Source organism: Caulobacter sp. GW821-FHT05F04 (genome assembly GCF_059419665.1).
Genome location: NZ_JBWKSF010000008.1, coordinates 102,974 through 129,648, shown reverse-complemented (window position 1 = coordinate 129,648; position 26,675 = coordinate 102,974). Strand labels below are relative to the sequence as shown.

General features: G+C 64.5%; 18 protein-coding genes and 2 pseudogenes. 16 read left to right on the top strand and 4 right to left on the bottom strand.

All coding sequences use genetic code 11. The features are described from left to right. Positions 1–67 precede the first annotated feature (67 nt). Both AC07R7_RS19950 and AC07R7_RS19945 read left to right on the top strand, forming a co-directional pair. A pseudogene (locus tag AC07R7_RS19950) lies at positions 68–559 on the top strand (TonB-dependent receptor plug domain-containing protein); the annotation flags it as partial. A gap of 627 nt (positions 560–1,186) precedes the next feature. Further along, on the top strand, positions 1,187–2,755 hold the full coding sequence (locus AC07R7_RS19945; RefSeq protein ID WP_494636456.1) for a TonB-dependent receptor domain-containing protein: 1,569 nt from the start codon (positions 1,187–1,189) through the stop codon (positions 2,753–2,755). A 473-nt stretch (positions 2,756–3,228) separates the two neighbouring features. Here AC07R7_RS19945 and AC07R7_RS19940 read toward each other — a convergent pair whose 3' ends face one another. Then, on the bottom strand, positions 3,229–4,446 hold the full coding sequence (locus AC07R7_RS19940) for a hypothetical protein (RefSeq protein ID WP_494636414.1): 1,218 nt from the start codon (positions 4,444–4,446) through the stop codon (positions 3,229–3,231). Between the two features lie 183 nt (positions 4,447–4,629). On the opposite strand from AC07R7_RS19940, the gene AC07R7_RS19935 reads away from it, so the two are divergent. Continuing rightward, positions 4,630–6,009 (top strand): transposase, encoded by a 1,380-nt coding sequence (locus tag AC07R7_RS19935; RefSeq protein WP_494636455.1) that lies wholly within the window; start codon positions 4,630–4,632, stop codon positions 6,007–6,009. Positions 6,010–6,065: 56 nt separating this feature from the next. On the opposite strand, the gene AC07R7_RS19930 is transcribed toward AC07R7_RS19935, so the two are convergent. Continuing rightward, a complete protein-coding gene (locus AC07R7_RS19930; protein ID WP_494636413.1) occupies positions 6,066–7,091 on the bottom strand; it encodes an IS110 family RNA-guided transposase in 1,026 nt (341 codons plus the stop codon). A gap of 317 nt (positions 7,092–7,408) precedes the next feature. Between AC07R7_RS19930 and AC07R7_RS19925 the strand changes: the two genes are divergently transcribed. The 3 genes from AC07R7_RS19925 to AC07R7_RS19915 are packed head-to-tail and all read left to right on the top strand — an operon-like array spanning position 7,409 to position 15,439. After that, positions 7,409–8,410 carry an Ig-like domain-containing protein gene (locus AC07R7_RS19925; RefSeq protein ID WP_494636412.1) on the top strand — a complete coding sequence of 334 codons (1,002 nt, stop codon included), beginning with the start codon at positions 7,409–7,411 and terminating at the stop codon, positions 8,408–8,410. A 16-nt stretch (positions 8,411–8,426) separates the two neighbouring features. Next, positions 8,427–14,936 carry an RHS repeat-associated core domain-containing protein gene (locus AC07R7_RS19920; protein WP_494636411.1) on the top strand — a complete coding sequence of 2,170 codons (6,510 nt, stop codon included), beginning with the start codon at positions 8,427–8,429 and terminating at the stop codon, positions 14,934–14,936. Next, positions 14,933–15,439, top strand: a complete 507-nt coding sequence (locus tag AC07R7_RS19915; RefSeq protein WP_494636410.1) for a DUF4304 domain-containing protein — start codon at positions 14,933–14,935, stop codon at positions 15,437–15,439. Before AC07R7_RS19920 ends, AC07R7_RS19915 begins: the two co-directional genes overlap by 4 nt. A gap of 738 nt (positions 15,440–16,177) precedes the next feature. On the opposite strand, the pseudogene AC07R7_RS19910 reads toward AC07R7_RS19915, so the two are convergent. Further along, positions 16,178–17,061, bottom strand: a pseudogene (locus tag AC07R7_RS19910) (IS110 family transposase). A gap of 469 nt (positions 17,062–17,530) precedes the next feature. Here AC07R7_RS19910 and AC07R7_RS19905 point away from each other — a divergent pair. The 4 genes from AC07R7_RS19905 (at position 17,531) to AC07R7_RS19890 (ending at position 20,292) form a co-directional block, all read left to right on the top strand. After that, entirely contained in the window at positions 17,531–17,776 is a 246-nt protein-coding gene (locus AC07R7_RS19905; protein WP_494636409.1) for a hypothetical protein, read from the top strand. A 364-nt stretch (positions 17,777–18,140) separates the two neighbouring features. Continuing rightward, on the top strand, positions 18,141–18,449 hold the full coding sequence (locus tag AC07R7_RS19900) for a conjugal transfer protein TraD (RefSeq protein ID WP_494636408.1): 309 nt from the start codon (positions 18,141–18,143) through the stop codon (positions 18,447–18,449). A 38-nt stretch (positions 18,450–18,487) separates the two neighbouring features. Further along, positions 18,488–18,727 carry a conjugal transfer protein TraD gene (locus AC07R7_RS19895; RefSeq protein WP_494636407.1) on the top strand — a complete coding sequence of 80 codons (240 nt, stop codon included), beginning with the start codon at positions 18,488–18,490 and terminating at the stop codon, positions 18,725–18,727. Further along, a complete protein-coding gene (locus AC07R7_RS19890; RefSeq protein WP_494636406.1) occupies positions 18,724–20,292 on the top strand; it encodes a type IV secretory system conjugative DNA transfer family protein in 1,569 nt (522 codons plus the stop codon). The genes AC07R7_RS19895 and AC07R7_RS19890 overlap by 4 nt, the downstream gene beginning before the upstream one ends. Positions 20,293–20,303: 11 nt before the next feature. Here AC07R7_RS19890 and AC07R7_RS19885 read toward each other — a convergent pair whose 3' ends face one another. After that, positions 20,304–20,831 (bottom strand): antirestriction protein ArdA, encoded by a 528-nt coding sequence (locus AC07R7_RS19885; protein ID WP_494636405.1) that lies wholly within the window; start codon positions 20,829–20,831, stop codon positions 20,304–20,306. 628 nt (positions 20,832–21,459) lie between these two features. On the opposite strand from AC07R7_RS19885, the gene AC07R7_RS19880 reads away from it, so the two are divergent. From AC07R7_RS19880 to AC07R7_RS19855, 6 genes are all read left to right on the top strand, one after another. Continuing rightward, positions 21,460–22,113: an exopolysaccharide biosynthesis polyprenyl glycosylphosphotransferase gene (locus tag AC07R7_RS19880; RefSeq protein WP_494636404.1), complete on the top strand. Its 654-nt coding sequence runs from the start codon at positions 21,460–21,462 to the stop codon at positions 22,111–22,113. A 149-nt stretch (positions 22,114–22,262) separates the two neighbouring features. Beyond that, positions 22,263–22,844 carry a dTDP-4-dehydrorhamnose 3,5-epimerase gene (gene rfbC / locus AC07R7_RS19875; protein WP_494636403.1) on the top strand — a complete coding sequence of 194 codons (582 nt, stop codon included), beginning with the start codon at positions 22,263–22,265 and terminating at the stop codon, positions 22,842–22,844. Between the two features lie 12 nt (positions 22,845–22,856). Further along, positions 22,857–23,918 (top strand): dTDP-glucose 4,6-dehydratase, encoded by a 1,062-nt coding sequence (gene rfbB / locus AC07R7_RS19870; RefSeq protein WP_494636402.1) that lies wholly within the window; start codon positions 22,857–22,859, stop codon positions 23,916–23,918. Beyond that, positions 23,911–24,813 (top strand): dTDP-4-dehydrorhamnose reductase, encoded by a 903-nt coding sequence (rfbD, locus tag AC07R7_RS19865; protein WP_494636401.1) that lies wholly within the window; start codon positions 23,911–23,913, stop codon positions 24,811–24,813. Before rfbB ends, rfbD begins: the two co-directional genes overlap by 8 nt. Then, positions 24,810–25,679, top strand: coding sequence for a glucose-1-phosphate thymidylyltransferase RfbA (rfbA, locus tag AC07R7_RS19860; protein ID WP_494636400.1), 870 nt, complete (start codon positions 24,810–24,812; stop codon positions 25,677–25,679). Before rfbD ends, rfbA begins: the two co-directional genes overlap by 4 nt. Further along, positions 25,679–26,659: an NAD-dependent epimerase/dehydratase family protein gene (locus AC07R7_RS19855; protein WP_494636399.1), complete on the top strand. Its 981-nt coding sequence runs from the start codon at positions 25,679–25,681 to the stop codon at positions 26,657–26,659. Before rfbA ends, AC07R7_RS19855 begins: the two co-directional genes overlap by 1 nt. Positions 26,660–26,675: the final 16 nt, after the last annotated feature.

Genomic DNA, 26,675 nt, shown 5'->3' with positions numbered 1-26,675 from the left:
GGTCGGGGAGGGCGCGCGCCGCTCTGCATCTCCGAAAAAAACAAATCGGGCGCTTTTCGCCCGAACAATGGGAGCAACGTCCATGTCGTCGTCATTCGTTCGCGCAACTCTGCGTAACCGCCTGCTCGCCGGCTCGGCGGTCCTGGCTGGCGCGCTGGCGTTAAGCGCTCAGGCTCAGGCGCAGACTCAGACGACGTCTCAGGACGAGTCGGTCGCGGTCGAGGAAGTCGTCGTCACCGGCAGCTCGATCCGCGGCGTCGCGCCGGTCGGCTCGCCGTTGAGCGCAGTGACCCGAGAAGACATCAAGCAGGTGCCGGCCACCAACGCCACCGAACTGTTGCGCTCGACGCCTACGGTCAGCAACTTCAACGCCACGGGCGGCAACCGCGGCGCCAATCAGGCCAACATCGTCGATCAGCCCACGATCCACGGTATTGGTGCGGGCAATGGCGGCGGCGGCCTGACCCTGGTGCTGTTCAACGGTCACCGTCTGCCGGGCGCGGGTATCAATCAGAGCGCGCCCGACCCCAGCTCCATCCCCCCTGGCGCTATCGAACGCGTGGAAGTGGTCGCCGACGGCGCCTCGTCGGTCTACGGCTCGGACGCCGTCGCCGGCGTCATCAACTTCATCACCCGCAAGAACTTCAACGGCGCGGAGACCTCGGCCAACTACGGGGTCGCCGACGGCTACACAAGCAAGAGCTTTAACCAGCTGTTCGGCAAGACCTGGGACGGTGGCTCGCTGCTGGTCGACTATGCTTATTCGGCCAACAGTCACTTGAGTGGTCTTGAACGCAGCTACATCACCGACAATCAGGTCTCCATCGGCGGGACGGATAACCGCTCGACGACCTGCGCGCCCGCCAACGTCACGGTCGGCGGTGCGACCTACGCCCTGTCGGGCGCGGGCGCGATAGCCGGCCCTCCCAACAAGTGTGAGAGCAACCAGGCCAGCGATCTCTATCCCAAGCAGCATCGCCACCAGGGCCTGATCTCGGTAACCCAGGATTTGAGCGACAGGCTTTCGGTCTATGGCTCGGCCCTGTATTCGCGTCGCGAGGTCTATACCGACGTCGGCGTCAACAGCCGCGACAACTCCAAAGCTGGCCTGGCGGTCACGGTCACCCAAGGCCCGGCCTACAACTACGTCACCGGCAACCTGGGCGTTCCGGCCGGTGCGCATACCGTGACCTACAATCCCGTCGGCGACTTTGGCGACACCTTCACCAATCGCACGCAGACCCGGACGGTCTCTAGCCTGCTGGGCGCTGAGTACAAGCTTGGCGGCGACTGGGTGGCCTCGGCCGAGATTAACCACGGCTTCGAGCGCGACATCGTGCGCCAGTACGGCATCAATCAGAGCCTGGTGACGAGCTCGGCGGCCAACGGTTCGCTCAATCCCTATGGCGTCGGCCCCGCGACCAGCCAGGCCCTGCTGCGCCAGGTCGGCGACTATGAGAGCCGCTACTCGGTCCGCCAGACGCTGCTCGAGGGACTGGCAAAGGTCCAGGGCACGCTGTTCGACCTGCCAGCCGGCGGGGTGAAGGGCGCCTTCGGCGTCACCCGCCGCCAGGAGACTTTCGCGGCCACTTATCGCGAAGGGCCCCAGGCCGGCGCGTCGGTCACCGCGCCGGTCTCGGTCCGTGGCGAGCGCAACGTGACCTCGGTCTACGGCGAGGTGTTCGTTCCGGTGATCGGCGAGGCTCAGAACTTCGCTCTGGCCCGCAGCATCGATGTGTCGCTATCGCTGCGCTATGACGACTTCGACGACGTCGGCTCGACCACCAACCCGAAGATCGGCGTCAACTGGGAGCTGTTTCACGGCTTTAAGCTGCGCGGCAGCTACGGCACCTCGTTCCATGCGCCCAGCATGGCCGACTCCTCGACGGCGATCGACACCCGCGCGATCCGCTTTGCCGACTTCACCGGCAGCACGACCCCGGGCGCTTATTCGATCATCCTGGCCGGCGGCAACACGCTGAAGCCCGAAACGGCGGACACCTACTCGCTGGGCTTCGACTTCAAGCCCGACGCCTTGCCGGGCCTGTCGACCAGCCTCGGCTTCTTCAAGATCGACTACAAGAACGTCATCACCTTCCCCGGCTTCAACGTCGTCACCGAGCCGAACAATCCGCTCTATGACCGCTATCGGATCTACAACCCGACGGCGGCCCAGGTGACCACGGCCGTGGGTTCGATGCGTCACGATGGCCTGGTCTATCCGGACGTGACGGCCCTGCCGACGGCGGTCTACGACCTGCGGCGCCAGAACTTCGCGACCCAGAATATCGAAGGCCTCGACTACGACGTGCGCTATCGCGTGACCACCGACGTCGGCAATCTGGGTTTCGGGGTCGGCGGCACGCGCCTGACCAAGTTCCGCCAGACCATCAATGGCGACACCCGCACCAGCTCGCGTCTGGACACCAACTACGCGGTCAAGTGGCTGGGGCGCGGCAATGCCAGCTGGAGCCACGGAGCGTGGACGGCCGTGCTGTTCGGCAACTACACCGGCAGCTACGTCAATACCTCGACCAACAAGCGGATCAAGGCCTTCAAGACCGTCGATCTGCACCTGGGCTATGCGCCGGAAGGCGAGGGGCTGTTGTCGGGCATCGAGCTCTCGCTCGACGTGTCGAACCTGACCGATCAAGATCCGCCGACCTTCGCCGACACCAATGCCAGCAATATCGACTTCACCCGATCCAACCCGATCGGGCGGATGTGGACGGTCGGCCTGCGCAAGCGCTGGTAGGACTTTCCATAAAGCCAACGTCACACCTCCCGACGTAAAGCTTCCTGCTGCTAGGCCTCCGGCGAATAAACGCCGGGGGCCGCTTTTTTCGGAGATGGGGAGGGCAAGCATCGGCGCGGGGCATCGCGCCCTCTACCTCTCACTGTCTTGCTTAATGCGACCATAAAGGCGCAGGGCGATGGCGTGCTTGTCGCGCTAGACGCAAAGCGCTGAACAGCCGGCGACGGGGCGGAAGGCGCTAGCACCTGTCGTGAGCCAACGTCGCCTTTCTGGAGGTACGCCAACGTCAGCAACTGGCGCTGCCCAGTCGGAGATGCAGACCTTGGGATCGGCCGTGAAGGGGTGGGTTGGGGACGTTCGCTACGGATCGACCCTATCGCTGCTGCGCCAGAAACGGACCTCGGAGCCTAAGCGTCCGGATGTTCGGTCAACGCGCGGCCCTGCCGGTTTTTGACCAATAAATGCCCTTCCGGTTAGGTATCAGCCTCTGACGCGTCTCTAGATGTTCGTGGCCGACTGCGTGGCGTAGCTGTCGCCAAAAGCTCTTCAATTCTGAGGCGCTCTTCGGTGCTCAAGTCGAATTCAAGGAGCGCCATCATCGCGAGCCGTCGAGCTTCGCGGGCCGTCCTCGCCGGAAATATTTCACTGCCCGAGTTATGGAATGCCGCCCAACTCCAACCATGCCCACGGTCGGAACTCTGGACTGACTTGCACCGCTCCACGTGGGCGTACGTCCCTGCCGTCCAGGGATGGGTGAAGACTTCCTCAATAACGGCCGCCTGAATGCCGGGACGAACCCAGAACACCTGGTTGCCGGAATGTGTGTTGAGCCATTTTAGAAGCGGTGCCGGTTTAGATCGACGGTACCTCCTTTGATAAGGTGCCGCTGGCGGAAGCAGTTCGACGGCTTGCTTTACGGCTTCGAGGTCGGGTGAGCGAAAGGCCTCCTGATTGGCAAGAACGGCGATCATTTCATCATACTTAGACGCCAGATCGCGGCGACGCCGAACTCGACGCTGTATTTTCATTACGTCTTCTGGAAGCTGGTCATCGTAGCGAAGTGCAACCAGGCCGTCCCCTGACACGAAGAGGTTCGAACCGTCGAACTCCCGCGTCCTATATGGAGTCAGTATTTGTTCCAGCGCCGACCGCGAGAGGATGACTCGTGCGGTCTTTGCGATCTTCGACTCCGCCTCATACGCGTCGAGGAAGGCCGGTCCGATGACTTCCGCACCATCGATATAGATGTCGCCGACAGCGACCGCACCACGTACAGCGAAGCCGTAGGTCACTGCTCGATACATGATTTCGAGACAGGCCGACTCGACGGAGCTGAGCGCGGTGAAGAACGTATCAGGCATCGTACGATCCCACGTCGCAGCGACGACGAAGCTATCAGATATCGAAACAACGTAGGGCGCGGATACGAAGTGATAGAGCCCGATCTCAGGCTCATCTGGATAGCGGTGAAATGACGAGTTGATGCCCGTGGTTCGAACTGCCCTCGTCTTCAGATCCATGATTAACTTAATGGGCGAGAAGGTTCGTTGCCACTTTTCTCGGACGTAAGCAGAGAAACCTAACAGGTCGAGGAAAGCGATTATCGCTTGGCCTTCGAAGGGATCCTTTCCCAAAGGAATGGTGACGTCACTTTTATCCGGGAGCGGTATCCCTTGATAGCTGTACTTCATTCCGCGCTCCCCGCCGCCCTCACGAGCTAAACTCAACGGTCGGACGTATTCAATCGCTGTTTGCCAGCTCTGCCCGTTCGCCTGGGAAGCCGAACGTCTGAACAGGGTCGATTGTGTTGAAAAAGGCCGTTGAGGCGGCGCCTGTGGCCTGATTCACTCCTGTTGAAGCAGGAGATCGCGGGCATGATGGGCGAGCGTCGGATCGAGCAACCGGCTCTGTTCTACGAGTTCTCGCTCGATGGACACGTGCCCCAGGATCACCTGCTGCGGGCCATCGATCGGTTCGTCGATCTGGATGGCGTGCGGGGCCATTTGGCGCCGTTTTACAGCGCGATCGGCAGGCCCTCGATCGATCCGGAGCTGATGATCCGGATGCTGCTGATCGGCTACTGCATGGGCGTGCGCTCCGAGCGCCGGCTATGCGAGGAAGTCCACCTCAACCTGGCCTATCGCTGGTTCTGCCGTCTTGGCCTGGATGGCGACGTTCCCGATCACTCCACTTTTTCCAAGAACCGCCACGGCCGCTTCCGCGACAGCGACCTGCTGCGCGAGCTGTTCGAGAGTGTGGTGCGTCGCTGCATGGCCGAGGGGCTGGTCGGTGGCAAGGGCTTCGCTGTCGACGCCAGCATCATCCGCGCCGACGCCAGCCGGCACAGGACCGCCGTCGACGGCGCCGCGGGCTTGCCGGCCGAGGCCGCCGGGCGGGCCGTCGAGGAGTATCTGGCGGTCCTGGACGACGCGGCCTTCGGCGCGGCCACGCCCGTCATCCCCAAGTACATCTCACTGTCGGACCCGGCTTCGCGATGGACCGCCGCCCAGGCCGGGCCGGCCAGCTTCGCCTACTGCACCAACTACCTTATCGACCTGGACCACGCGGTGATCGTCGATGTCGAACCCTCGACGGCGGTGCGTCAGGGCGAGCTGGCCGCCTGTCGCACCATGATCGAGCGCGCCAACGATCGGCTGGGCCTCTACCCAGAGCGCCTGGCCGCCGACACCGCCTATGGCACGGCCGAGATGCTCGACTGGCTGGTCCATGGCCAAGGCATCGAGCCTCACATCCCCGTCTTCGACAAATCCCAGCGCGACGATGGGACCTTCTCCCGCGCCGACTTCAGCTTCGACCACCAGGCAAACGCCTACACCTGTCCGGGCGGCAAGCTCCTCCGGTCCAGCCGAAGGGCCTTCAAGGTCCCTCGCAACAACGCTCCGGCCGACGACACCATCCGATATCGCGCCAGCACCCACGACTGCCAGCCATGCCCGCTCAAGGCCGTCTGCTGCCCAAAACTGCCCTATCGGAAAGTGACCCGCTCGATCCACGAGGGCGCCAGGGACCTGGCCCGCGATATCGCCAAGACCGACGCCTACATCACCTCCCGGCGCGAACGGAAAAAGGTCGAGATGCTCTTCGCCCACCTCAAGCGCATCGTCGGGCTCGACCGCCTGCGCTTAAGAGGTCCCAACGGCGCCAGAGACGAGTTCCTCCTCGCCGCCACCGCCCAAAACCTCCGCAAACTCGCCAAACTCGTCCAGCAGCAGCCTCAGGCCTCACCGGCCTGAGCGACCGGCTCGTCTGACCTTCCTGCCTCCTCTGACGCCTCAGACCCTCGCAGCGATTAGGCTGCTGCGGCCGGAGCTCTGTAGGACCCGCCGTGCGCCATCAGCGCCCAGACGATCCTCGTGATCTTGTTGGCTAGAGCGACGGTGACCAGCATGCGTGGCTTTCGCGACAGCATGCCAGCCAGCCATGGGCTGGCCTGAGACGGGTCCTTCGCCGCGACCTTTGCTGCTGAGCTCGCTCCCAGGATCAGAAGCCGCCGCAAGTTGCGGTCGCCCATCTTCGAGATCCGGCCGAGCCGCTCCTTGCCGCCGCTCGAGTTCTGCCGGGGTGTGAGGCCGACCCAAGCGGCGAAGTTTCGACCACGCCGGAAGGTGCTGGCCGGTGGCGCAAGCGCCACGAGCGCTGTGGCGACAATCGGCCCCACGCCCGGGACGGTCATCAACCGCCTGGCGACCGGATCGGCCTTCGCTCGGGCTTTAATCTCCCGATCGAGCATCGTGATCTTCGCCTGCAGCGCCTGGATGCACTCGGCGATGATCGCAAGGATTGGTCGGGCCTGAGCCGGCAGATCGGTCTCTGGGTCGACGGCCAGCGCGATGAGCCGCCCGACCTGGCCAACGCCCTGGGACACGACGAAGCCGAACTCGGCCAAGTGACCGCGCAAGGCGTTGCTCAGCTGCGTGCGCTGGCGCACCAGCAGGTCCCGGGTGCGGAAGATGATGGCCGCGCCCTGCGCTTCCGCTGTCTTCGGCGCGACGAACCGCATCGTCGGCCGCTGCGCCGCTTCGATGATGGCCTCGGCATCAGCCACGTCGTTCTTCTGCCGCTTCACGAACGGCTTCACGTATCGCGGCTGAATGAGCCGGACCTCATGGCCGAGCGCCATAAACTCCCGCGCCCAATGGTGCGCACCTGAGCACGCCTCCATCGCCACCAAGCACCTCGGCTGGCTGGCGAAGAAGCGCAGCACCTGATCGCGCCTGAGCTTCTTGCGGAACACGACCTCACCAGCCGCGTCGGCGCCATGCGCCTGAAAAACGCTCTTCGCCAGATCCAGCCCAATCGTCGTAACCTCGCCCACGGACGCCTCCTTCAAGTGGTGCTTCAACACCTCCACTCTGGCACTTCGATGCCGTCAGGGGGGCGTCCACCCCATCGCAACTGGCGTCACCCGGCCATAGCCACAGACCTTCGGATCGGCCGAGCAGGACGAGCCCGCCGCCATTCCCCCTAAAGTTCCGATCAAAAATAATCTCGCTTCGATTGCAACCAAACGCTGCCATAAGCACTACCGGAAGCTGAGGCGGCGCTCACTGCACCTGAGCGCGGCATGTGGGGCGGGCGATGATGGGCTGGCGTTCCGGATGTGTTTCTCTTGGCGTCCTGTGCCTGGCCGCGATGCCGGCCGCAGCCGACACCTTCACTTACGATCTCCTCGGCCGGGTCCGCACCCAGCTGTCGGCTGACGGCAAGCTGACCACCTACAGCTATGACGCGGCGGGCAATCGCACCAGTGTCGTAACCACGGCGACGGCCGCGAACCGTCCGCCGGTCGCCGTCAATGACGCGGCCGGTCTCAACGAGGGTGTGGCGTCCCTGACCTTCGACCCCCGACTGAACGACAGCGACCCGGATGGCCAACCGATCACGATCGTCGGAAACGGCGTGGCGCAGTTCGGAACGGTGAGCCGCACGACCACCACGCTCACCTATACCCCCAGCGCCGGCACGCGCCGCTTCAGCGCCCAGGACAGCTTCACCTATACGATCCAGGACAGCGCCGGAGCCCGCGCCAGCGCCGTGGTGACCATCGATCTCGTCAACCTGGCGCCGGTCGCCGTCACCGACACCATTTCCGTGGCTCGCAATCTCGGCGACGCCGCGCCTTACGTTTTCGATCCGCGCGCCAACGACAGCGATCCGGGCGGTGACACCTTCACGATTACCGCCGTCTCGGCGCCGGCGCATGGGACGGCCTGGCGCACGCCGGCCAGCGTCTCCTACACCCCGACGGCGCTCTATACTGGCCCTGACAGCTTCACCTACTCGATCCGGGACGTCGAGGGCGCAAGCGCGATCGGGACGGTCAACGTCAATGTCTTCGCCCCGGCCAATACCGCGCCGACGGCCAACGACGACTATTTCACCATCGACCCGCCGCTCACCGCGCCGCAGGAATGGGATCCGCGCGCCGGCGACACTGATCCCGACGGCGATCCGCTGCTGATCACGGCGGTGACGCAGGGCGGGCACGGGACGGTCGTCATCCTCTATGGCGGCCAGGCGGTGCGCTACACGGCCACCACGGTCGGGCCAAACGACACCTTCACCTACACGATCAGCGACGGCCAGGGCCACACCGCCACGGCCACGGTCCATGTCACCTTCAATGTCGGGTGAATCGATGACGCGCTTAGTGCCCCGCCTCGCCGTCGCGCTCGCGGCCTTCGTCGCCCTGGCCGGCCCGGCCGCGGCCCAGACCCTGCCATCAATGAAGTTCAAGCGCGGGGCGCTGGTCGCGCCCGCCTCGGCCCTGACCTTCTACGGCGCCGGCGGCCACACCAATGGCCTGCCTGAAGCAGCGTTCGCGGGCCGTCCGCCGGAGATCGTCGAGGCCGCCCGGGCCTTGAAGAACGATCCGGACCTGATGTTTCAGTTCGTCCGCGATCACGTGCGCACCGAATTCGCGTTCGGGACGCGCAAGGGCGCCCTGGGGGCGCTGATCGACCGATCCGGCACGCCGTTCGACCAAGCCGTGCTGCTGGTCGAGCTGGCGCGGCAGGGCGGGCTGCAAGCCCGCTACCGGATCGGCCAGATCGAGATGCCGCTGACCGCCTTCCAGGCCTGGAGCGAGGTTGGCGATCTAACCGCCGCCTGCCGCATGCTGGCCGACGCCGGCATCCCCGGTGAGTGTCTCACGGTCTCGGGAACCCCGACCGTGCGGCTACTGCACGCCTGGACCGAAATCCAGATCTCGGGAACCTGGTATGTCTTCGACCCCAGCCTGAAGGGATTTTCGCCGGTCGCGCCGCGCAACGTCCAGACGGGCGCGGGCCTGGTCAGCGGCGCGGCCGCCACCCAGCTTGAAAGCGGCGCCGACGCGCCAGGGTCCTCCCCCGCGCCTTATATCCGCAATCTCAACACGTCCGCGCTCGACAGCTACCTGAAGGCGCGCGGCGGCGCTCTCCTGACCGACGTCGTCCAGAACGCCCCGGCCGCCGACACCGAGGAGGTGACGGGACGGCCGAAGATCGCCCAGGTCTACAAGCCCGCCGGCGGCTGGCGACTGACTGCGCCCCAGGGCTACACGGTCGTGGGCACGGCCCTGACGATCACCGGCGACCTGCCCAACAGCTATCGCACCACGCTCCGCGTCGAGGTGATCAACGCCTTCCTGCAGACTGCGGCGGTGATCGACCGCACGCTCTACAGCGACGAGATCTATGGCCGGCGGCTGGAACTCGACAGCGACTTCGACCGCGACCACATCACCAGCCCCCAGGCCTACTATAATCGCAGCCTGCGGCTCCAACTCGACGGCGTGCCGCTGGTCACCTACACCAACAACTGCACGGGGCCCTCGTCGTCCTGCGTGCCGGGCGTCGCCGGCGATGTCCGCCTGACCGTCGATCACCCCTACCACGCGGCCAACGACACCTATGGCGACGACACGGTCACCAAGTCGGTGTCCCTGGCCCTGCCGGTGGCGCTGCTCCACGGCTACGGCGAGGTCTCGCCGGCCATGGCCGCCAAGTGGGGCGGCGAGCGGGCCGAGGACAAGGCGCTGCCACTGCGCGTGGCCGGCAACTACGCCTGCGATCCGAGCTACAAGTGCAATCCGGAGTTCGAGCAGCGGGCAGGGGACTTCGCCCGCGAGAAGATGGCCGCCAACTGGCTGGCCCAGTTCTCGCGCATGTTCGAGCTGCAGACCCGGATCAGCGGCACGGTCGGCCAGCACCACCACTCGATCGGCGTCGTCGCCGCCCGCTACAATCTCGACTCCACCTCGCCCCAACCGCTGGCCCAGCCTCCGGTCTACGACTACGTCGTCAGCGACCAGTATACCGCGCTCGACATCGACACCGCCGTCAGCCTCAGCAGCAAGACCAACGATGCGGCCAAGGTGCGGGCGGTGTCGCGGGCCGTGGCGCTGTCGGCTGCGGTGCTGGAAGGGTCGGTCGTCGAACAGGCCCAGGATCTCCCTGACGGGACCTCCACGGCGTCGCGCTTCGCCTGGGCCAATCGCCCTGACGAAGATCCGTGCAACGCCGGCCCGCGCCGTTTCTACAACTATGTCGGCGTGTCCAACCTCGTGCCGCTTACCGTGGCCGAGGGCAGCGAAAATGGCTGCACCAACGCCCTGCCGACGGTCTCGGCCACCCAAGTCGGGCTTTGGCAAGGACGGCTCGAGCAGGCCATCGGCCGCTTCCAGACCCAGTCGTTCAATCAGATCGTCTCCTCGGCCGAGTCCTTCCTCGGCCCCGGCTGGCGGGTCGGACCAGAGGGCGCGCCGACTTGCGGCGGCGGCGTCTGTGGTTCTGGCGCCTACCAGCCCACCCGCCAGCGCGGCGGGGCGATCATCGGCACCAAGACCGACGCCAACGGCGACATTCTGGAGATCGCCCACGTCGTCACCGACAGCGAGAGCCTGACCAAGGGCGGCGGCGGCAAGTCTCCCGCCCAGCAGGCCAACTACGATCCGGCCAAGGCCGCCGACATCCTCAAGGACCGCTTCGTTGATCGCTCCAGCGTCCTGGGCGTCGACCTGAAGACCGGCGCGCCCGGTTACACGACCCCCGTGCTCAACTCGGTCGGGTCGGGCGAACTGCCCTACAAGCTCGACTTCCAACTCACCTACAAGGCCGGCGTCGCCTGCGGCTCGACCTATAACTTCGGCCCGTGCTTTGGGCCGCGCATGGGCGGCTGGGTCAGCAACTGGGCGCTGAACTTCAGCCTGTCGGGCGCGGGCCTGGAGGCCATGGGCCAGACCACGCCGCGCGGCGCGGCCGGAACCCTGGCCGCCTTCTGGGTCATGCAGGACATCTATGCCGACACCAGCCGCAGCGAGTTGCAGCGCGACGTCTACGCGGCCCTGGTCGGCGACTGGTGGCGTCGGCAGATGGTCCGCAACGTGGCGACCCTGACCCAAGGCGCCAGCGGCCGCCAGCATGTGCTGCAGGTCGACGGGTCCTGGTTCTCCACCGACCGCGCCGCCGCGCGTCTCGTGCAGACCACGCCGTCTGACACCACGCCGGTCAAGGTCCGCGACATGTGCGAGGGTCAGTCGATCTCGACCCGCCGATGGCAGACGACCGGTGTCAATTTCCAGCTGCGCAACCCGCAGGGCGACGCGATCGATGTCGTGCCGTGGACCGCGACCTATGGCGCCAACCCCTGCAACGTCACCTACGGTTTCAGGATCACCCAGTGGGCTTGGCCATCGGGCCAGCGGCTTGACTTCAGCCACAACGCCTTTGGCGATGTGACCAGCCTGACGACGACCCTGGGCCGATCGGTCGCCTTGCCGGAAAGCCAGTTCACCGTGCTGGGACGCAGCGCCGGCCTCGACTACGCCAATCCTCGGTTCTTCAACGCCGCCGGTGAACTGACGCGCTACGAAGAGGTCGCCCCGACGGCGCGCTTGGCGACCCAGCGGCCGATCCCGTATCCGCGCCTGTCGCGGATCTACGCCCCGGTCAAGGACGCCGCCGGCCTGGTCACGGCCGGCGCGGATCTCGGCTATGTCTATGACAGCGTCGGCAAGGTCTCCGAAGCCTGGGACGCCACGGCCCTGCAGTGGGTCGGCACGCGCGATCCCCACCGTTTCCTGATCCTGGACGGTGCGCGCGGCGAGCGGGTCGATCCGACCGGCGGCCGCTACAAGGTCGACTACGATCCCGACGGCGATCCGGTGCGGGTGCTCGACGAACTCGATCGCCAGACCCTGGCGACGTTCGACGGGCGCCATCGCCTGACCGAGCGCACCTTCCCCGAAGGTGACAAGGAGCAGTTCGCCTACGACGACAGCGACAACACCACGAGCCTCGTGCGCCTGGCCAAGCCCGGATCTCCGGCCCCGACCAGTCTGGCGGTGAGCGCGACCTGGGATCCGACCTGGAACAAGATCGCCACGATCACGGACACGGCCGGCCGGCTGACGAAATTTCTCTACTACGACGCCAGCTTCGGCGCGGCCGTCGGGCAGCTGCAGTTCGTGGTGCGGCCCGCCGCGGCGAGCGGCGGCACCCAGCCGGTCTATGCCTACGAGTACGACGGCCGCGGCCTGCTGAGCAAAACCTACGATCCGACCGGGCGGATCACGCTGTTCAGCAGCGACACGGCTGGCAATCGCACGACCATGACCCGCGGCGCCGCCGCCGTCGGATCAACGCCGGCTGACAACCTCGTCACCAACTACAGCTACAACAGCTTCGGTGATTTGATCGCCGAGATCGACCCGCGCAACAACGCCACCACTTACGAATATGACGCCATGCGGCGCAAGACGCTGCAGTTCCGGCGCGAGGGTGGGGCGACCGGCACGGTACGGGCGATGAGCACCTGGTGGTACGACGCCCATGGCTCGCCGACCCACGAGTATCGGGCCACCGGCATCACCAGCAACTGGGCCAATGGCTGGCAGCTCTGGGAGACGCGCTACACCCCGACCGGCAAGGTTCGCGAGACGGTCGACCCCAGCAACGATGTCGCCCGCAATGTCTATGACGGCATGGACCGGCTGGTGCGCACCATCGACGGCGCCGCCAAGACCACCCAGAACGACTACGACGCCGCCGGTCAACTCGTCAGCGTCCGCACCGGCGTCGGCACGCCCGAAGAGGTCACCGACGCCACCTTCGGCTACACGCTCAACGGCCAGCGCGCCTTCGTGCGCGACGCCCGTAACAACCAGACCAACTACACCTATACCGGCTATGACGAGCTGCTACGCAGCACCTTCCCGGACAACAGTTACGAGGAACTACGCTACGACCAAGCGCGCAACGTCGATCGCAAGCGCACCCGCGAAAACCTCTACATCGAGTGGGGCTACGACGACCTCGATCGCCGGATCAGCGAGCGGGGCATCGCCGCCGACGGCGTCACGCCCACGCCGAACATCGAATGGTTCCGGCTGCCGACCTCGACCTACCAGTACGATCTGGCCGGCCGCCTGACCCAGCACGCCAATCCGTCCATGACCCGAACGCTGGACTACGACGCCACCGGCCGGGTCTGGCATCAATATCAGAGCAATGGCGGCGGCTATTTCGTCCATCTGTGGGACGGAGCCGACAACCTCTACGGCCTCTATTTCCCCGACACCACGGCGGTCAGCTACAGCTACGACGCGCTCAATCGCATGATCGGCGCGGGCACGGCCGGCGGCACGGCGCTGATCAACTACGACGCTCTGTCGCGGCGCACCGACGTTACCTTCGCGGACGGCTCCACGCAGACCTACGCCTATGAGCCCGACGATGATCTGTCGTCGATCACCCACGACTTCGCCGGCACGGCCGACGACGTCACATACGGCTACAGCTACGACGGCGCCGGACGGGAAGTGTCCTCGACGATCTCGAACCCGGCCTATCGCTACACGCCGCCGGTCCTGACCCAGGCCTACGGCAGCGCGAACAACCTCAACCAGTACCCGACGATCGACGGGCGCACGGTGACCCTCCGCGGCGACGGCTTGACCGCCGGCGACGGCATCAACTGGTTCTCGTACAACGAACTAGGGATGCTACGCCGATCCTGGAGCCAGGACTTCAGCGTCTACACCATCTACGACGTCGACGCCCTGGGCCAGCGGGTATATGCGCGCTACTTCGCGCCCGGCGCGCTCGATCCTGGCCTAATGCTGCTGGCCCCGGCGCACCGGCAGGAAGTGGCGGCCGAGCGCATCGATCTCGAAAGCGCCTCGACCGGACAGATGGTCGCGCAAGGCTGGCGAAACCACGCCCTTGGGCCCAACCCCGACGAGCGCCTGATCACGGTCGAGGGCGGCGTGCCGCGCTATCCTCATACCGACCGCCACGGCTCAACGATCGCGCTGTCGCAGGGCGGCTCACCGATCGCCAAGTTCGCCTACGACGCCTATGGCCGGACGACCGCCTCAACGACCTGGGGGACCGGCGCCAGCGCCTATGTCTGGCGCTACACAGGCCAGTTCCAGGATCCCTTCACGGGTCACCTACACTATAAGGCGCGCGACTATGCCGCTGCCTATGGCCGCTTCCTGCAAACAGATCCGACCGGATACGACGATGGCTTGAACTTGTTTGCGTACGTGGGCAACGACCCAGTCAATCGGGGGGATCCTACGGGGCTGGCCGCAGCGAACACCTGTTCGCGTGTCGGCGGGTCGTCGTGCTCGGGCAGCTATGAGACCGCTGGCGATATTTCGGCTCCTTTGCCGACGATCACGGATGCTAGCGGAAGGACCCATGTCGCAACCGCTCCAAGCCCCTCTGCGCCGGAGGCAAATTATCCCGGGAAGGGGGCGGTCGATTGGGGTGTGAGTGCTGCCGAGGAGCTTGGTGGGGCCTTCCTGGAAGGAGGGCTTGGTCCGGAAGGGCTTTGGGCCAGCAAGATCCTTAGTACTGGCGCCAAAGTAGCAGGTGCAGCGGAGTCGACCGCTCCGCTCGTTACCGCAAATCGGATCGCGGGAAATGCTGCCCGAGATGCTCTAGCCCTTGGCTTGAGAGCCGAGGGGCGCACGGCGGCCACCGAAGTTTATAAGTGGACACCCTTTGGAAAGCGCTTCATCGACATCGAGGTTAGCCTAGGTGGTAAAGTTCTGGGCGGCATCGAGGTAAAGGTTGGCGGCTCTCGCTATCTGCCTGCGCAGCGCGCTAAAGATGCATGGCTGCGGATAGTCGAGGGCTACAGAGTTAACGTTGTTAGGACTCCCAGATGACAAAAGCTGGTGTGGATGCTAAATTTCAATCGGTGATGATGTTGGTTGGCGAAGCATTGTTGGCATTTGGATATAGAAAATCCGGCGCTATTCTTAGGAAAATTGCCGGCAGTAATGCCGCTATTATCGAATTTCAGAAAAGTAGAGATTCCTCTAGGGAAGTCGTTCAGTTCACAATCAATCTAGCGATCGTCTGCGGCAAATTGCTTGATCCAGACCGAGCGAGCCTGGGTAAAGCAAAGGCCATGGAGGGGCATTTCCGGATGAGAATCGGAGAGGCGCTTCCTGGAAACGAAGACCTTTGGTGGAATATCGCCGCTGATAGCAATGCCGAGGCGTTGGCGCACGAGATTTCGCGCACACTAATTGAACGCGCCGTCCCGCTCCTTGCTTCTTTTGAGGATACCCGTGAACTCCTTGCTCTATGGAAGTCCGGCTCATCTCCTGGACTTACCGACGTTCAGCGAGCGCGATATATCTCTGAATTGCAAGCAGTTCTCTAGAGGGTCAATATTCGCAGGCGAGTTCGCTAACCTACAGATTGTTGTCGTTGGGTCCGCAACTGATGCTGTGGGCGGCGCTCCACCACTGGCAGGAGCATAGCTCCTGTCCAAGAGGAGGAGGGCAATGGGACAGGTGGTTACGATAGGCTTGGATCTGGCGAAGTCGGTGTTTGCGATCAAACTGGTCGCGATCACGATAAGGGCGTGACCGATCGGCGTAGGCATCTATTGCAATGACCGACAATGGCCTGCGAAAGATCGCCGCTCGGTGCGACCTCGCGACACTTGGCCCCTAGCGCTCTTGGATCGAGGGGCGCAATCACGTGTCAGGGTCCAGCTTCATCTCAACGGCCGGCGACGATATCGAGGTGGCCGGAGCGACCTTGGCCGATCAAGATTTCATGGCGGCTTCCCGCTAGGAGATTCCCGGGCTGTTGGCGCGCTCGGCTCATGAATGTCGTGTTCTTGGAGATGCGCCAACGGCAGCTTCTCTAATCGGGCATTGGGGTCAAGCTCATTGATCTGATGGGCCGGGGTCGTTCACGCGGGTCACGCTTCTCTTCGCAGTCCGATGGCTCCTTGCGAGCGGAGCCGCTGCACGCATGCATGGGATCAGGGTCTGGAGAGCCGCGCTAGTGGACGCACTTGAAGGTGCAACTGCCGTATTCGGCTTCATCCATCCCGTCGTCCGCATGGGACGATCCGGCCAGGATCTGAGGTTGGGCTATGAAGGTCAGGTCATGCCGCAGCCTCCGATCCCAGGCGGAAGTCTGAACCGTCGATCCACATGCGGTGCAGGACGACAGCGATCTTGCGGGCCACGGCGACGATGGCGCGCCGGCGGCCCTTGGTCTTCATCAGCTTGACGCCCCAGGCCTTCAGGCTGGTCCATCTGATCGAGCGCATCAGCATGGCGTTGGCGGCCGCGTAGAGCGTGGCGCGCACGTCGGCGTCGCCGGCGTGGGAGATGCGGCCGGGGTTGTCCTTCTCCCCGGACTGGAAGCGTCTGGGCGTCAGGCCAAAGTGGGCGCCGACGGTGCGCGAGCTCTTGAAGCGGGCAGGGTCGTCGACGGCGGCCTTGAAGCTGAGGGCGGTGATCTCGCCCACGCCTGGCACGCCCATGAAGCGCTGACAGATTGGGTCGGCGTGGGCGGCCTTGCGGACGCGGCGATGTCGAAGCCGCCACGCGACAGCCGCAGCGGCAGCTTCACGCCGAAGATCTTCAAGAGGCCACGGATCTCGTTCTCCAGGTCGATGCACTTGCGCTGCATGACCTTCCGGCAGGAGAGCAGGGCGCGGAGGTGATGGCTCTCAACGCTCTTCACATGCACCCGGCTGTACCAGCCGGACCGCAGGACCTGGGCGATGCCGCGGGCGTCGTGCTTGTCGGTCTTGTTGCGCATGGCCGACAGCGCCGCGTTCACCTGGCGCGCCTCCATGCACACCACGTCGAAGCCGGCCTCCAGCCCAACCTGGTGGATCGGCTCGCCGAACGCGCGCAGACAGCGGACCAGGTCCAGGACCTCGGAGGGCACGGAACGCTCGAGGCGCACCTTGCCGTCCTGATCAATGATGCAGATCGCCACCGACCGCAGCGACACATCCAACGCAGCGTAGAACATCGTCGTCTCCCTTCGTCTCGGCTAAAACCGAGACCTTACTGGGAGCTCGACCCTTCAGGGGCCTGCCCGATTACGCATGCTACTGGCGCATTCCGCACTCAAAGCCACGCGTGAGTCTGAGCTTGCGGGGATTTCAGCGAGTGGGTGTCAGTCTCGGGCGTTATTCTGGTCCAGACCGTCAAGAACCCTGTGGGGCTCAGATCTGGTGCCAGCGCTCGCTTGCCCATTGCGTAGAATTGCTAGGTCATCCAGCCAAAGCAATTGAACGCTGAACTTTGTCGGATCGCATCGATGATTTGATGCGGGAGCAATGTCCCCACAACCTTTCAAAACGCCGGCGGCACCAATTATCACCAAGAGTGATTTTTGCATCAGCCTGGCCTAATAAACGCCCCCTCCTGTATTTCTCTGGGATTGCGCGTCGATTGTCACCAATCCAACATCGCCGGACGAACAGGAGGCAAGGACCATGCGTACCGCGTCGGCCGAGCAGTATAATTGTGTATTGGAAAGCATGACGCCCCGGGAGCGCGAAGCGCTCGAGGAGCTTATAGATGATATTTTGGATCGCGAAGTTAAAGATACTAGCCCCGGCGCGTTGCGAGCCCTGGCAGCGGAATACGTGCGATTTGGACTTTCTCATTCCTCCGAGCGACAAGGCGCTATCGACATTGCGGCGGGCCTCTATGTGCGCGCTGAGCATCGCCTAAATTGATGGCTGCTTTGACCCATAGCCAAGTTTGGATCGAAACAACTATTGGCTGGCTGATTGGTCGGGCCTAGCGATTAGGGGGGCGTAAGGGAGCGCGGCCAGCCTGGCTGCGCAGATGGGCCAAGCGTTCGCCGCAAACCAGTTTTACCAACTGGTACAGGCCATCAACGGACCGTTTCATGTCTTCCAACTCCGCCGTTGCGACAGGGAATGAGGCCTTATTGTAACGAGCATCTACATAGGCGCGCACTCCGATCGCAGATCGGCCTGACTTGCTGCACACGACGACTCTAAACAACTTGCGCGAAAGCTACAACCTTTGGTATTTGTAGCGCGGGGCGGGCTCCATCGCAGGAGGCCTTGAGCTATGCGCAAACCCCGCGACATCGACGCCGAGCTGGAGGCTCTGGCGGCGAAGGCGAAACACCTCAAAAGCCAGAAGATCAAGCAGCTCGGCGAACTCGTCATCGCCACAGGCGCGGACGAACTCGACCCGGAGGTTCTGGCGGGCGCGCTCCTGACGGCGAAGGCCTCCAAGGACGCCAAGTCGCGGGAGGCCTGGAAGTCGGAGGGCGAGGCTTTCTTTCGCAAAGGCGCCGGCCGCAAGCTGGCGTCGGCGTCTGCTGGTGACGCTGCGGGCGCTGGCCAAGACCCTGGCGCTGGCGCGACGGGCTGAAGCCGTCGCCGCGCGCTCTCGATACGAGAGCCTGGGTCATGCAGCGCCGTGAGCGCACACATCACCTGATCGAACTTGGCGGCCTCGTCACCAAGGCCGGCCTCGTCGATCTTACCGACGACGACCGCGCCGCCCTGCTGGGCGGGCTGCTCGAACTTGCCGATCAGCTTCAAGACGCCGGCCGCGCCGACGTGCTCGCGCGGTGGCGGCATCGCGGACGGCATGTCTTTGAGGCCGATGCGCAGAGCCATCAGTCCAAGCGTGAGACGGCGACATGATCCGCACGGCCACCATGATTGGCGCGATCTTGATCGGTCTTTTCGTGGGGCGGCTGATCGGCGGCTTCGTGCTCACCGTCATCGTCGCGGTCGGGCCGGTTGGGTCTGGTGTGAGCATTCTAGTTCTGGTCGTCACGAGCCTGCTCGGCGGCCTGGTCGGTTTTCTACGGTGGCGGCGCTGGTGGCCCGATGGCGCTGTCTCCGATGCGCATGGGTCGGCGCGGTTCAGTCGCGAGGACGAGATCTCCCGGACGCTTGGCGGCGACGAGGGCCTGATCGTCGGCCGTTCGATGCGGGGCAAGCTGCTTCGCTACGACGGCCCGGCGCACTTGCTGACCATCGCGCCGTCGCAAGCCGGTAAAGGCGTCGGGACGATCATTCCCAATCTCCTCACTCTGAGGCGTTCGGTTCTCTGTGTGGATCCTAAGGGAGAGAACACGCGCATCACGGCGGCGGCGCGCGCGCGGATGGGGCCGGTCTTCGTGCTCGACCCATTCGACGTGTCGGGTCAGCCGTGCGCGGCGTTCAATCCGCTGTCGGCGCTGGACCCCGATAGTCTCGACCTGGTCGACGACGTCGCCGCGATCGCAGAGGCGCTGGTTTATGACCCGCCGAACCAAGTTGGCGAGGCCCATTGGAACGAGGAGGCCAAGGCGCTGATTTCCGGCGTCATCCTTCATGTCGTGACGACGGCGCCCGACTACCTTCGTAGCCTGACCACGGTGCGGGATCTTCTCACCGCCGCGCCAGACGCCTTCGCCAAGATGCTGAAGGCAATGCAGGACAGCGGCGCGGCCGGCGGTCTGGTCGCGCGCGCGGCAAACCGTCATCGCGGCAAGAGCGATCGCGAGGCCGCGGGCGTGTTGTCCGCGGCTCAGCGGCACACGCACTTCCTCGATAGTCCGCGCATGGCGCGGGTCTTGGAGCGGTCGGACTTTTCGCTGAGCGAGCTACGGGCCGGGCTCGTGAGCGTGTTCCTGGTCTTGCCGCCTGAGCGTCTTCGAACCCATGCGCGCTGGCTGCGGCTGATGGTGGTGCAGACGATCGGGGCCTTGGCGCGCGGACCATTGGGCGCGGAGCGCGACGGTCCTGACGTACTGCTCATGCTCGATGAGTTCGCCGCGCTCGGACATCTGGAGCCGGTCGAGCGGGCGTTCGGGCTGATGGCCGGATACGGCGTGCAGATCTGGGCTATCCTGCAGGATCTTCACCAGCTCAAGAGCGCCTATGGCGATCACGCCGGGACCTTCCTGGCCAATGCTCGGGTCATTCAGGTGTTCAATGTCGCCGACATCGACACGGCGACCTGGGTCTCGCGGTCGATGGGTGTCGCGACCGAAACCTACAGCACGAGCGGCCAGTCAACGACGCAGGCCGTCAACAAGCTCTTCTCCACGCATGGCAGCTCAACCAACGTCAATCTCGCGCGGCGGGATCTGGTCACGCCCGACGAGGTCATGCGGATCGATAGCGGGTCGCTGATCCTACTTCGACCGGGCGCGAACCCGGCGCTGGCGCGCAAGGTCCGCTACTACAGCAATCCTGAATTCAAAGGCCTGTTCTGAGCGCCTTCGCCTCATCGCGTCCAAAAAACGTGGACCTTGTCGTGAGCCGTGCTGAGCGTAAACACGTCGCCGCTGAGCTCCGCGTCCCGCGCCATGGCTTCGTAGTCGATATAGAGGCGGAGGGGCTCCGGGATCATGACCGTTTCCTCCGTCAGTTCCTGAAAGTAGTCAGCCAGACATTCGAACGCGCCTCGGTACCCGTCGTCGAGCGCCTCGCTCGCCTCGTCGATGTTCCCGCTGAGGTGATCGAGCACCAGGGCGCCAAGCTGGCCGCGCTCGCGAAGAAACGATGCGATTTCGACGACCCGCCCGATGTCCTCGTACTCGCCGATGGTCACGCCCCCAAAACCGTCATGATCGTGGATGGCGAACTCTTCAGCGCCAGCGATTGGAGACACGCTCAGCATGACCGTGATGGCGTCTTTGACCGTCTCTTCGTCCTCGATGTCGATCCAGGCCCCGTGAAGGCGGCCGGCATTGTAGGTCGCCAGGCAAGCGACATAGATCCTGGGCGATAGCCGGTCCGCTGCGTTGGACATTGTGATCTCCTTCGGTCGTTGGGTTGCGGACGCAAAAGGCGCGTCTGAAACCCGACGCCCGTCGGCGAGACCGGGGGTGCAAGCGGAGGAGCGGCTTCGCGGGGAACCGGCTGCAGGTCCGCTGGCGCGCGAGCGACGTCGGCCGAAGCTGGGCGGAAGCCGCTTCGCAGCGCGCTGGGGGCTGGCCCTAAGTCCCCTGTGGGGCGCCGACAGAGCCGACCAGTTCCCGGCCATTACTGGATCGGCCGCTCGCCAATGCGCGCAGTCCCTATCCGCCTGCTCCCGTTTACCGAGTATTGGGGACATTCAAGAGCGGGGGCGCAAAGACCTGTCGCATATTCTTGCGACGCTTATGACGGTTCAGCGAGGCGCGGCAGCGTTCACCGTGTGCATTCCGTCACAGTCGGAGGCGCCGCTGCTCGATGATTTAGCGTGCTGAAGTCGTCATTATTCACCCGGGCGCCCGTCATTAGGGCTGAGAATGTCACTTGAACGCGCAGGAATCGCCGCGCCGCGAAGAAAGGTTGGTTAACAACCACTGAGGGCGGTTGTTTGCGGAACGCTGATTTAGTAAAGGCTTGTTAAATCATCGGGCAAAGACCCGGACATATACACTGGTGGGGACCACGTGCTAATTGCAACTAATCCGTCAGCGGATCAGCGAACGTGCGCCGTGAAAGCGTCGCCGGTTGCCAAGGATCCGCTAAAGCGAGCGATGGACATTCTGGTCGCGGGCGGCGCTTTGCTGTTCTTCGCGCCGCTCCTCGCCCTTGTCGCCATTCTGATCAAACTGGAATCGCCCGGTCCGGTGTTGTTCCGGCAATCGCGTGGCGGGCTGAACGGTCAGGCCTTCACGATCTTCAAGTTCCGCTCGATGCGGTGCCAGGAGAATGGAGCAAAGGTGGTTCAGGCGAAGCGCGATGACGACCGCATCACCACGCTTGGTCGCATCATTCGCAAGACCAGCATCGACGAGCTTCCCCAGCTCATTAATGTGCTGCGCGGCGACATGTCCATCGTCGGCCCGCGCCCCCACGCCCTGGCCCACGACGAGCAATACGGCGCCCTGATCGACAACTACCATCTGCGCTTCCGGGCGCGCCCGGGCCTGACGGGCTTGGCCCAGATCAAGGGGCTGCGCGGCGGCACGACTGCGGTAGAGGCCATGGCCGCCCGCATCGACGCTGACAACGAGTATATCGAGCGCTGGACGCTCGGCGGCGACATCAGGATTCTCCTGATGACGGTACCGCACCTTCTGATGGCTGAGAACGCTTACTAGCGGCTAGTGGTAGCGGTGTCCTCCCGGTGATCTGATCGGGTGACGTCGATGCGTCATCTTTAACTCATAAAATGCCCAAGACCCGATTTAAGGTCTTCGGATAAACAATGTTTGAACTCTTTGTCCCGCCTGTTTGAGCGGAGACTTTGGTGGGGGCTCAATTGAATTCGGTTGTACTGATCAAGGCACCGCGTTTTGGCGATGCACGTGGATGGTTTTCCGAGACCTTCTCCGAGCGACGCGCGAAGGACGCCGGCATCGACGTACGCTTCGTGCAGGACAACCAGTCCTTTTCAGCCGCTTCCGGCACGATCCGGGGGCTGCACTTTCAGAAGCCGCCGCACGCGCAGGCCAAGCTTGTCCGCTGCGTGCGCGGCGCGATCATGGACTACGCTGTCGACATCCGCAGGGGATCGCCGACCTACGGCCAGTGGGCGGGTGCCCGCCTGACCGCGGAAGGCGGCGAGCAGCTTTATGTTCCGGTGGGTTTCGCGCATGGCTTCATGACCCTCGAACCCGACGTGGAAGTCGCCTACAAGGTGTCCGACTTCTACGCGCCGGACTGTGACGGCGGGATCGTCTGGAGCGACCCCACGATCTGCATCGACTGGCCGTTGCCTGAAAGCGGTGCCGTGCTCTCGGACAAGGACAAAATCCTCCCGACGCTGGCCCAGTTCGACAGCCCATTCACCTACGATGGTGTTCCGCTCGAACCGCTCGTCGGCGCCTAAGGGAGACTATTCATGCGGATCCTCGCCACCGGTGGCGCCGGTTTCATCGGCTCGGCCCTAGTGCGTCGCCTGATCGAACACTCCGATCACGAAGTCCTCGTGTTCGACAAGCTGACCTATGCCGGCAACCTGAGCTCGCTCGCGCCGGCGCAGACCAGCTCGCGCTACTCGTTTGTGCAGGGCGACATCTGCGACGCCGACGCGGTGGCAAAGGCGCTGGCCGCCTTCAAGCCGGACGTCGTCGCTCACCTGGCCGCCGAGAGCCATGTCGATCGTTCGATCGACGGCCCTGGTGCCTTCATCCAGACCAATGTCGTCGGCACCTTCGTGATGCTGAACCAGTCGCTGGTCTACTGGCGCGGCCTGGACGAGGCGGGGAAGGCGGCTTTCCGCTTCCACCACATCTCGACCGATGAGGTCTTCGGGTCGCTGGGCGAGGACGGCTTCTTCACCGAGACGACGGCCTATGATCCGCGCTCGCCCTATTCGGCGTCGAAAGCCGGTTCGGACCACTTGGTGCGCGCCTGGGGCCATACCTACGGCCTGCCGGTGCTGGTCACCAACTGCTCGAACAACTACGGCCCGTATCACTTCCCCGAGAAGCTGATGCCCCTGATCATCATCCGCGCGCTGAACGGCGAGCAGCTACCGGTCTACGGCGACGGCTCAAATGTGCGCGACTGGCTATTCGTCGACGATCACGCCCGCGCCCTGCAGGCGGTGTTCGAGCGCGGCGCGCCGGGTGAGACCTACAATGTCGGCGGCAATGCCGAGCGCAAGAACATCGAGGTCGTCCGCGCCATCTGCGGCATCCTCGACACGCTGCAGCCGCGCTCCGACGGCAAGGCGTATGCCGACCAGATCACCTACGTGACCGATCGTCCGGGCCACGATCACCGCTACGCCATCGACGCCTCGAAGATCCGCGCCGACCTCGGCTGGGAGCCCTCGGTGACCTTCGAGCAGGGCATCGAGCAGACCGTGCGCTGGTACCTGGAGAACCAGGACTGGTGGCAGGAAATCCTGGATGGCCGCTACGCCACCCAGCGCCTCGGCGTGGCCGTGAATGGCTGATCCGATCCATATCCTCGTCACGGGCGGGGCTGGCCAGGTCGGGCTCGAGCTGCAACGCGCGGCCTGGCCCGCAGGGGTCGTGCTGCACGTGCCGGCACGGGATGAGTTGGATCTGACCAGCGCGACGTCGATCCAGGCCCTGTTCGCGAAGGTCGCGTTTGCGGCGGTGATCAACAGCGCCGCCTGGACCGCTGTCGACAAGGCCGAGACCGAAGTGGCCGGCGCTTTTGCCGCGAACGCGGGCGGGCCGGCCTTGCTGGCCGATGTCACGCGCGAGCGCGGTATTCCGCTTGTCCAGGTCTCGACTGACTACGTCTACAATGGCGACAAAGACGGGCCGTATGTCGAGAGTGACCCGGTCGCACCGATCGGCATCTACGGCGCCTCGAAGCTGGCCGGCGAGATGGCGGTGCGCTTGGGTAATCCGCGCTCGGTCGTGCTGCGGACAGCCTGGGTGCTGAGCGCTCACCGCGCCAACTTCCTGAAGACCATGCTGCGCCTCGCGGCCGATCGTCCGGCGCTGCGCGTCGTGGTTGATCAGCACGGCTGCCCGACCTCGGCGACTGACATCGCCGAAACCCTGAAGGCTATCGTCCTGCGGATGATCGCCGACGAGGCGGCGCCGACCGGGGTCTATCACTTCGTCAATGCAGGTGAGGCGAGTTGGGCCGATCTGGCGCGGGAGGTCTTCCGCCTCAGCGCCGAAGCCGGCGGCCCGTTCGCCGAGGTCGAGGGCATCCCGTCCGCCCAGTATCCGACGCCAGCCCGGCGGCCGAAGAACTCGCGGCTGTCGACGGCCAAGCTCACCGCCGATTACGGCGTCCAGCCCCGCGCCTGGCAGCTTGCCGTGGCCGACATCATCACCGAACTGCACTCGGAAGGAGCCCGCGCATGAGGGGCATCATTCTAGCCGGCGGCTCCGGCACGCGCCTACATCCCATGACCTTGGTGACGTCCAAGCAATTGATGCCAGTCTACGACAAGCCGATGATCTATTATCCGCTATCGACCCTGATGCTGGCCGGCATCCGCGAGGTGCTGATCATCTCCACGCCGCGCGATGTGCCGAGCTTCGAGGCGCTGCTGGGCGACGGCTCGCAGTGGGGGATGGAGATCCAGTACGCGGTTCAGCCCAGCCCTGACGGCCTGGCCCAGGCTTACATCATCGGCGCGGAGTTCGTGGGGAACAGTCCGTCGGCGCTGATCCTGGGCGACAACATCTATTACGGCCACGGCATCACGGACCTGTTCACCAGCGCGATCGGCCGGCCGGCCGGCGCGACGGTGTTCGCCTATCACGTCAACGATCCCGAACGGTACGGCGTGGTCGAGTTCGATCGCGGCATGAAGGCGGTGTCGATCGAGGAGAAGCCGGCGTCGCCCAAGTCCAACTGGGCGGTCACTGGGCTCTATTTCTATGATGCCGACGTCACCGAGATCGCCAAGAACCTCAAGCCGTCTGCGCGAGGCGAACTGGAGATCACCGACGTCAACCGCGCCTATCTCGAGGCCAGCAAGTTGTCGGTCGAGATCATGGGGCGTGGTTATGCCTGGCTCGACACCGGTACGCCGGACAGCCTTCTGGAGGCTGCCGAGTTCGTGCGCACTCTGGAAAAGCGCCAGGGCTTCAAGATCGCCTGCCCCGAGGAAATCGCGTTCAAGAGCGGCTACATCTCGGCGACGGCGCTCGAGGACCTAGTCGCAGCCTACGGCAAGAGCGACTACGGCCGATACCTGCGTTCCGTCATGGAGCGGAGCTGATGGCCGAGGCTGCTGTCGATCAGGCCAAGGAGGTCCTGATTACGGGCGGGTCCGGGTTCATCGGCACTCATCTGGCCCGGCTGCTCACCAGCCGCAGCGCGCGGGTGGTGTCGGTGGACATCCGTCCGCCGCGCGAGGTGATCGCTGGCGTGCGCCACGTGACGCTGGACGTCCGTAACCTGCACCAGTTGGACACCGACGGCGTCGGCGCCATCTACAATTTGGCGGCGATCCACACGACCCCGGGCCATCCCGAGAACGAATACTACGACGTCAATGTCGAGGGTGCGCTTTCGGTCTGCGAGTTCGCGACGGCCCACGACGTGCAGGACATCCTCTTCACGAGCTCAATCTCGGTCTACGGGCCGTCCGAGGACCGCAAGGTCGAGGATAGCGTTCTGGCGCCAGCCTCGTCCTACGGCCGCTCCAAAAGGCTGGCCGAGCTGATCCACACGGGCTGGGCCCAGCGCGCCCCCGCCCGCAGGCTGCGGATCGCGCGGCCGGCGGTCGTCTTCGGCGCGGGCGAGGGCGGAAACTTCACACGCATGGCCTCGCTGCTCAAGAAGGGCTTCTTCGTCTTTCCGGGGCGCCGCGATACCATCAAGTCGTGCATCCACGTGCGGGACCTGATCTCCATCTTCGACGCCTTGATGTCACAAGACCGGCTCGAGAGCGTGATCGTTGCGAACGGGGCGTACCCCGAATGCCCGACGATCGAGGAGATCGTCCTTAAGTTGCGGGCGGCGCACTTCCCAAAGGCCAAGCTCCTAGACGTTCCCAAGCCCGCGGTGAACTTCGCGGCGTCGGCGGTGAAGCTTGTCGGCGGCGTGGGCGGGATCCATCCCGAGCGCGTCGAGAAGCTTGTCCGTTCCACGTTCGTCTATCCCGTCTGGGCGGTCGCGAACGGAGTGCTGACGGAAGGGGCTTTCGACCGAGGCATCGCCCGCTGGGCCGAGGAGACGAACGGTTCATTTGTCTGACGGCGGCGGCCCGGCG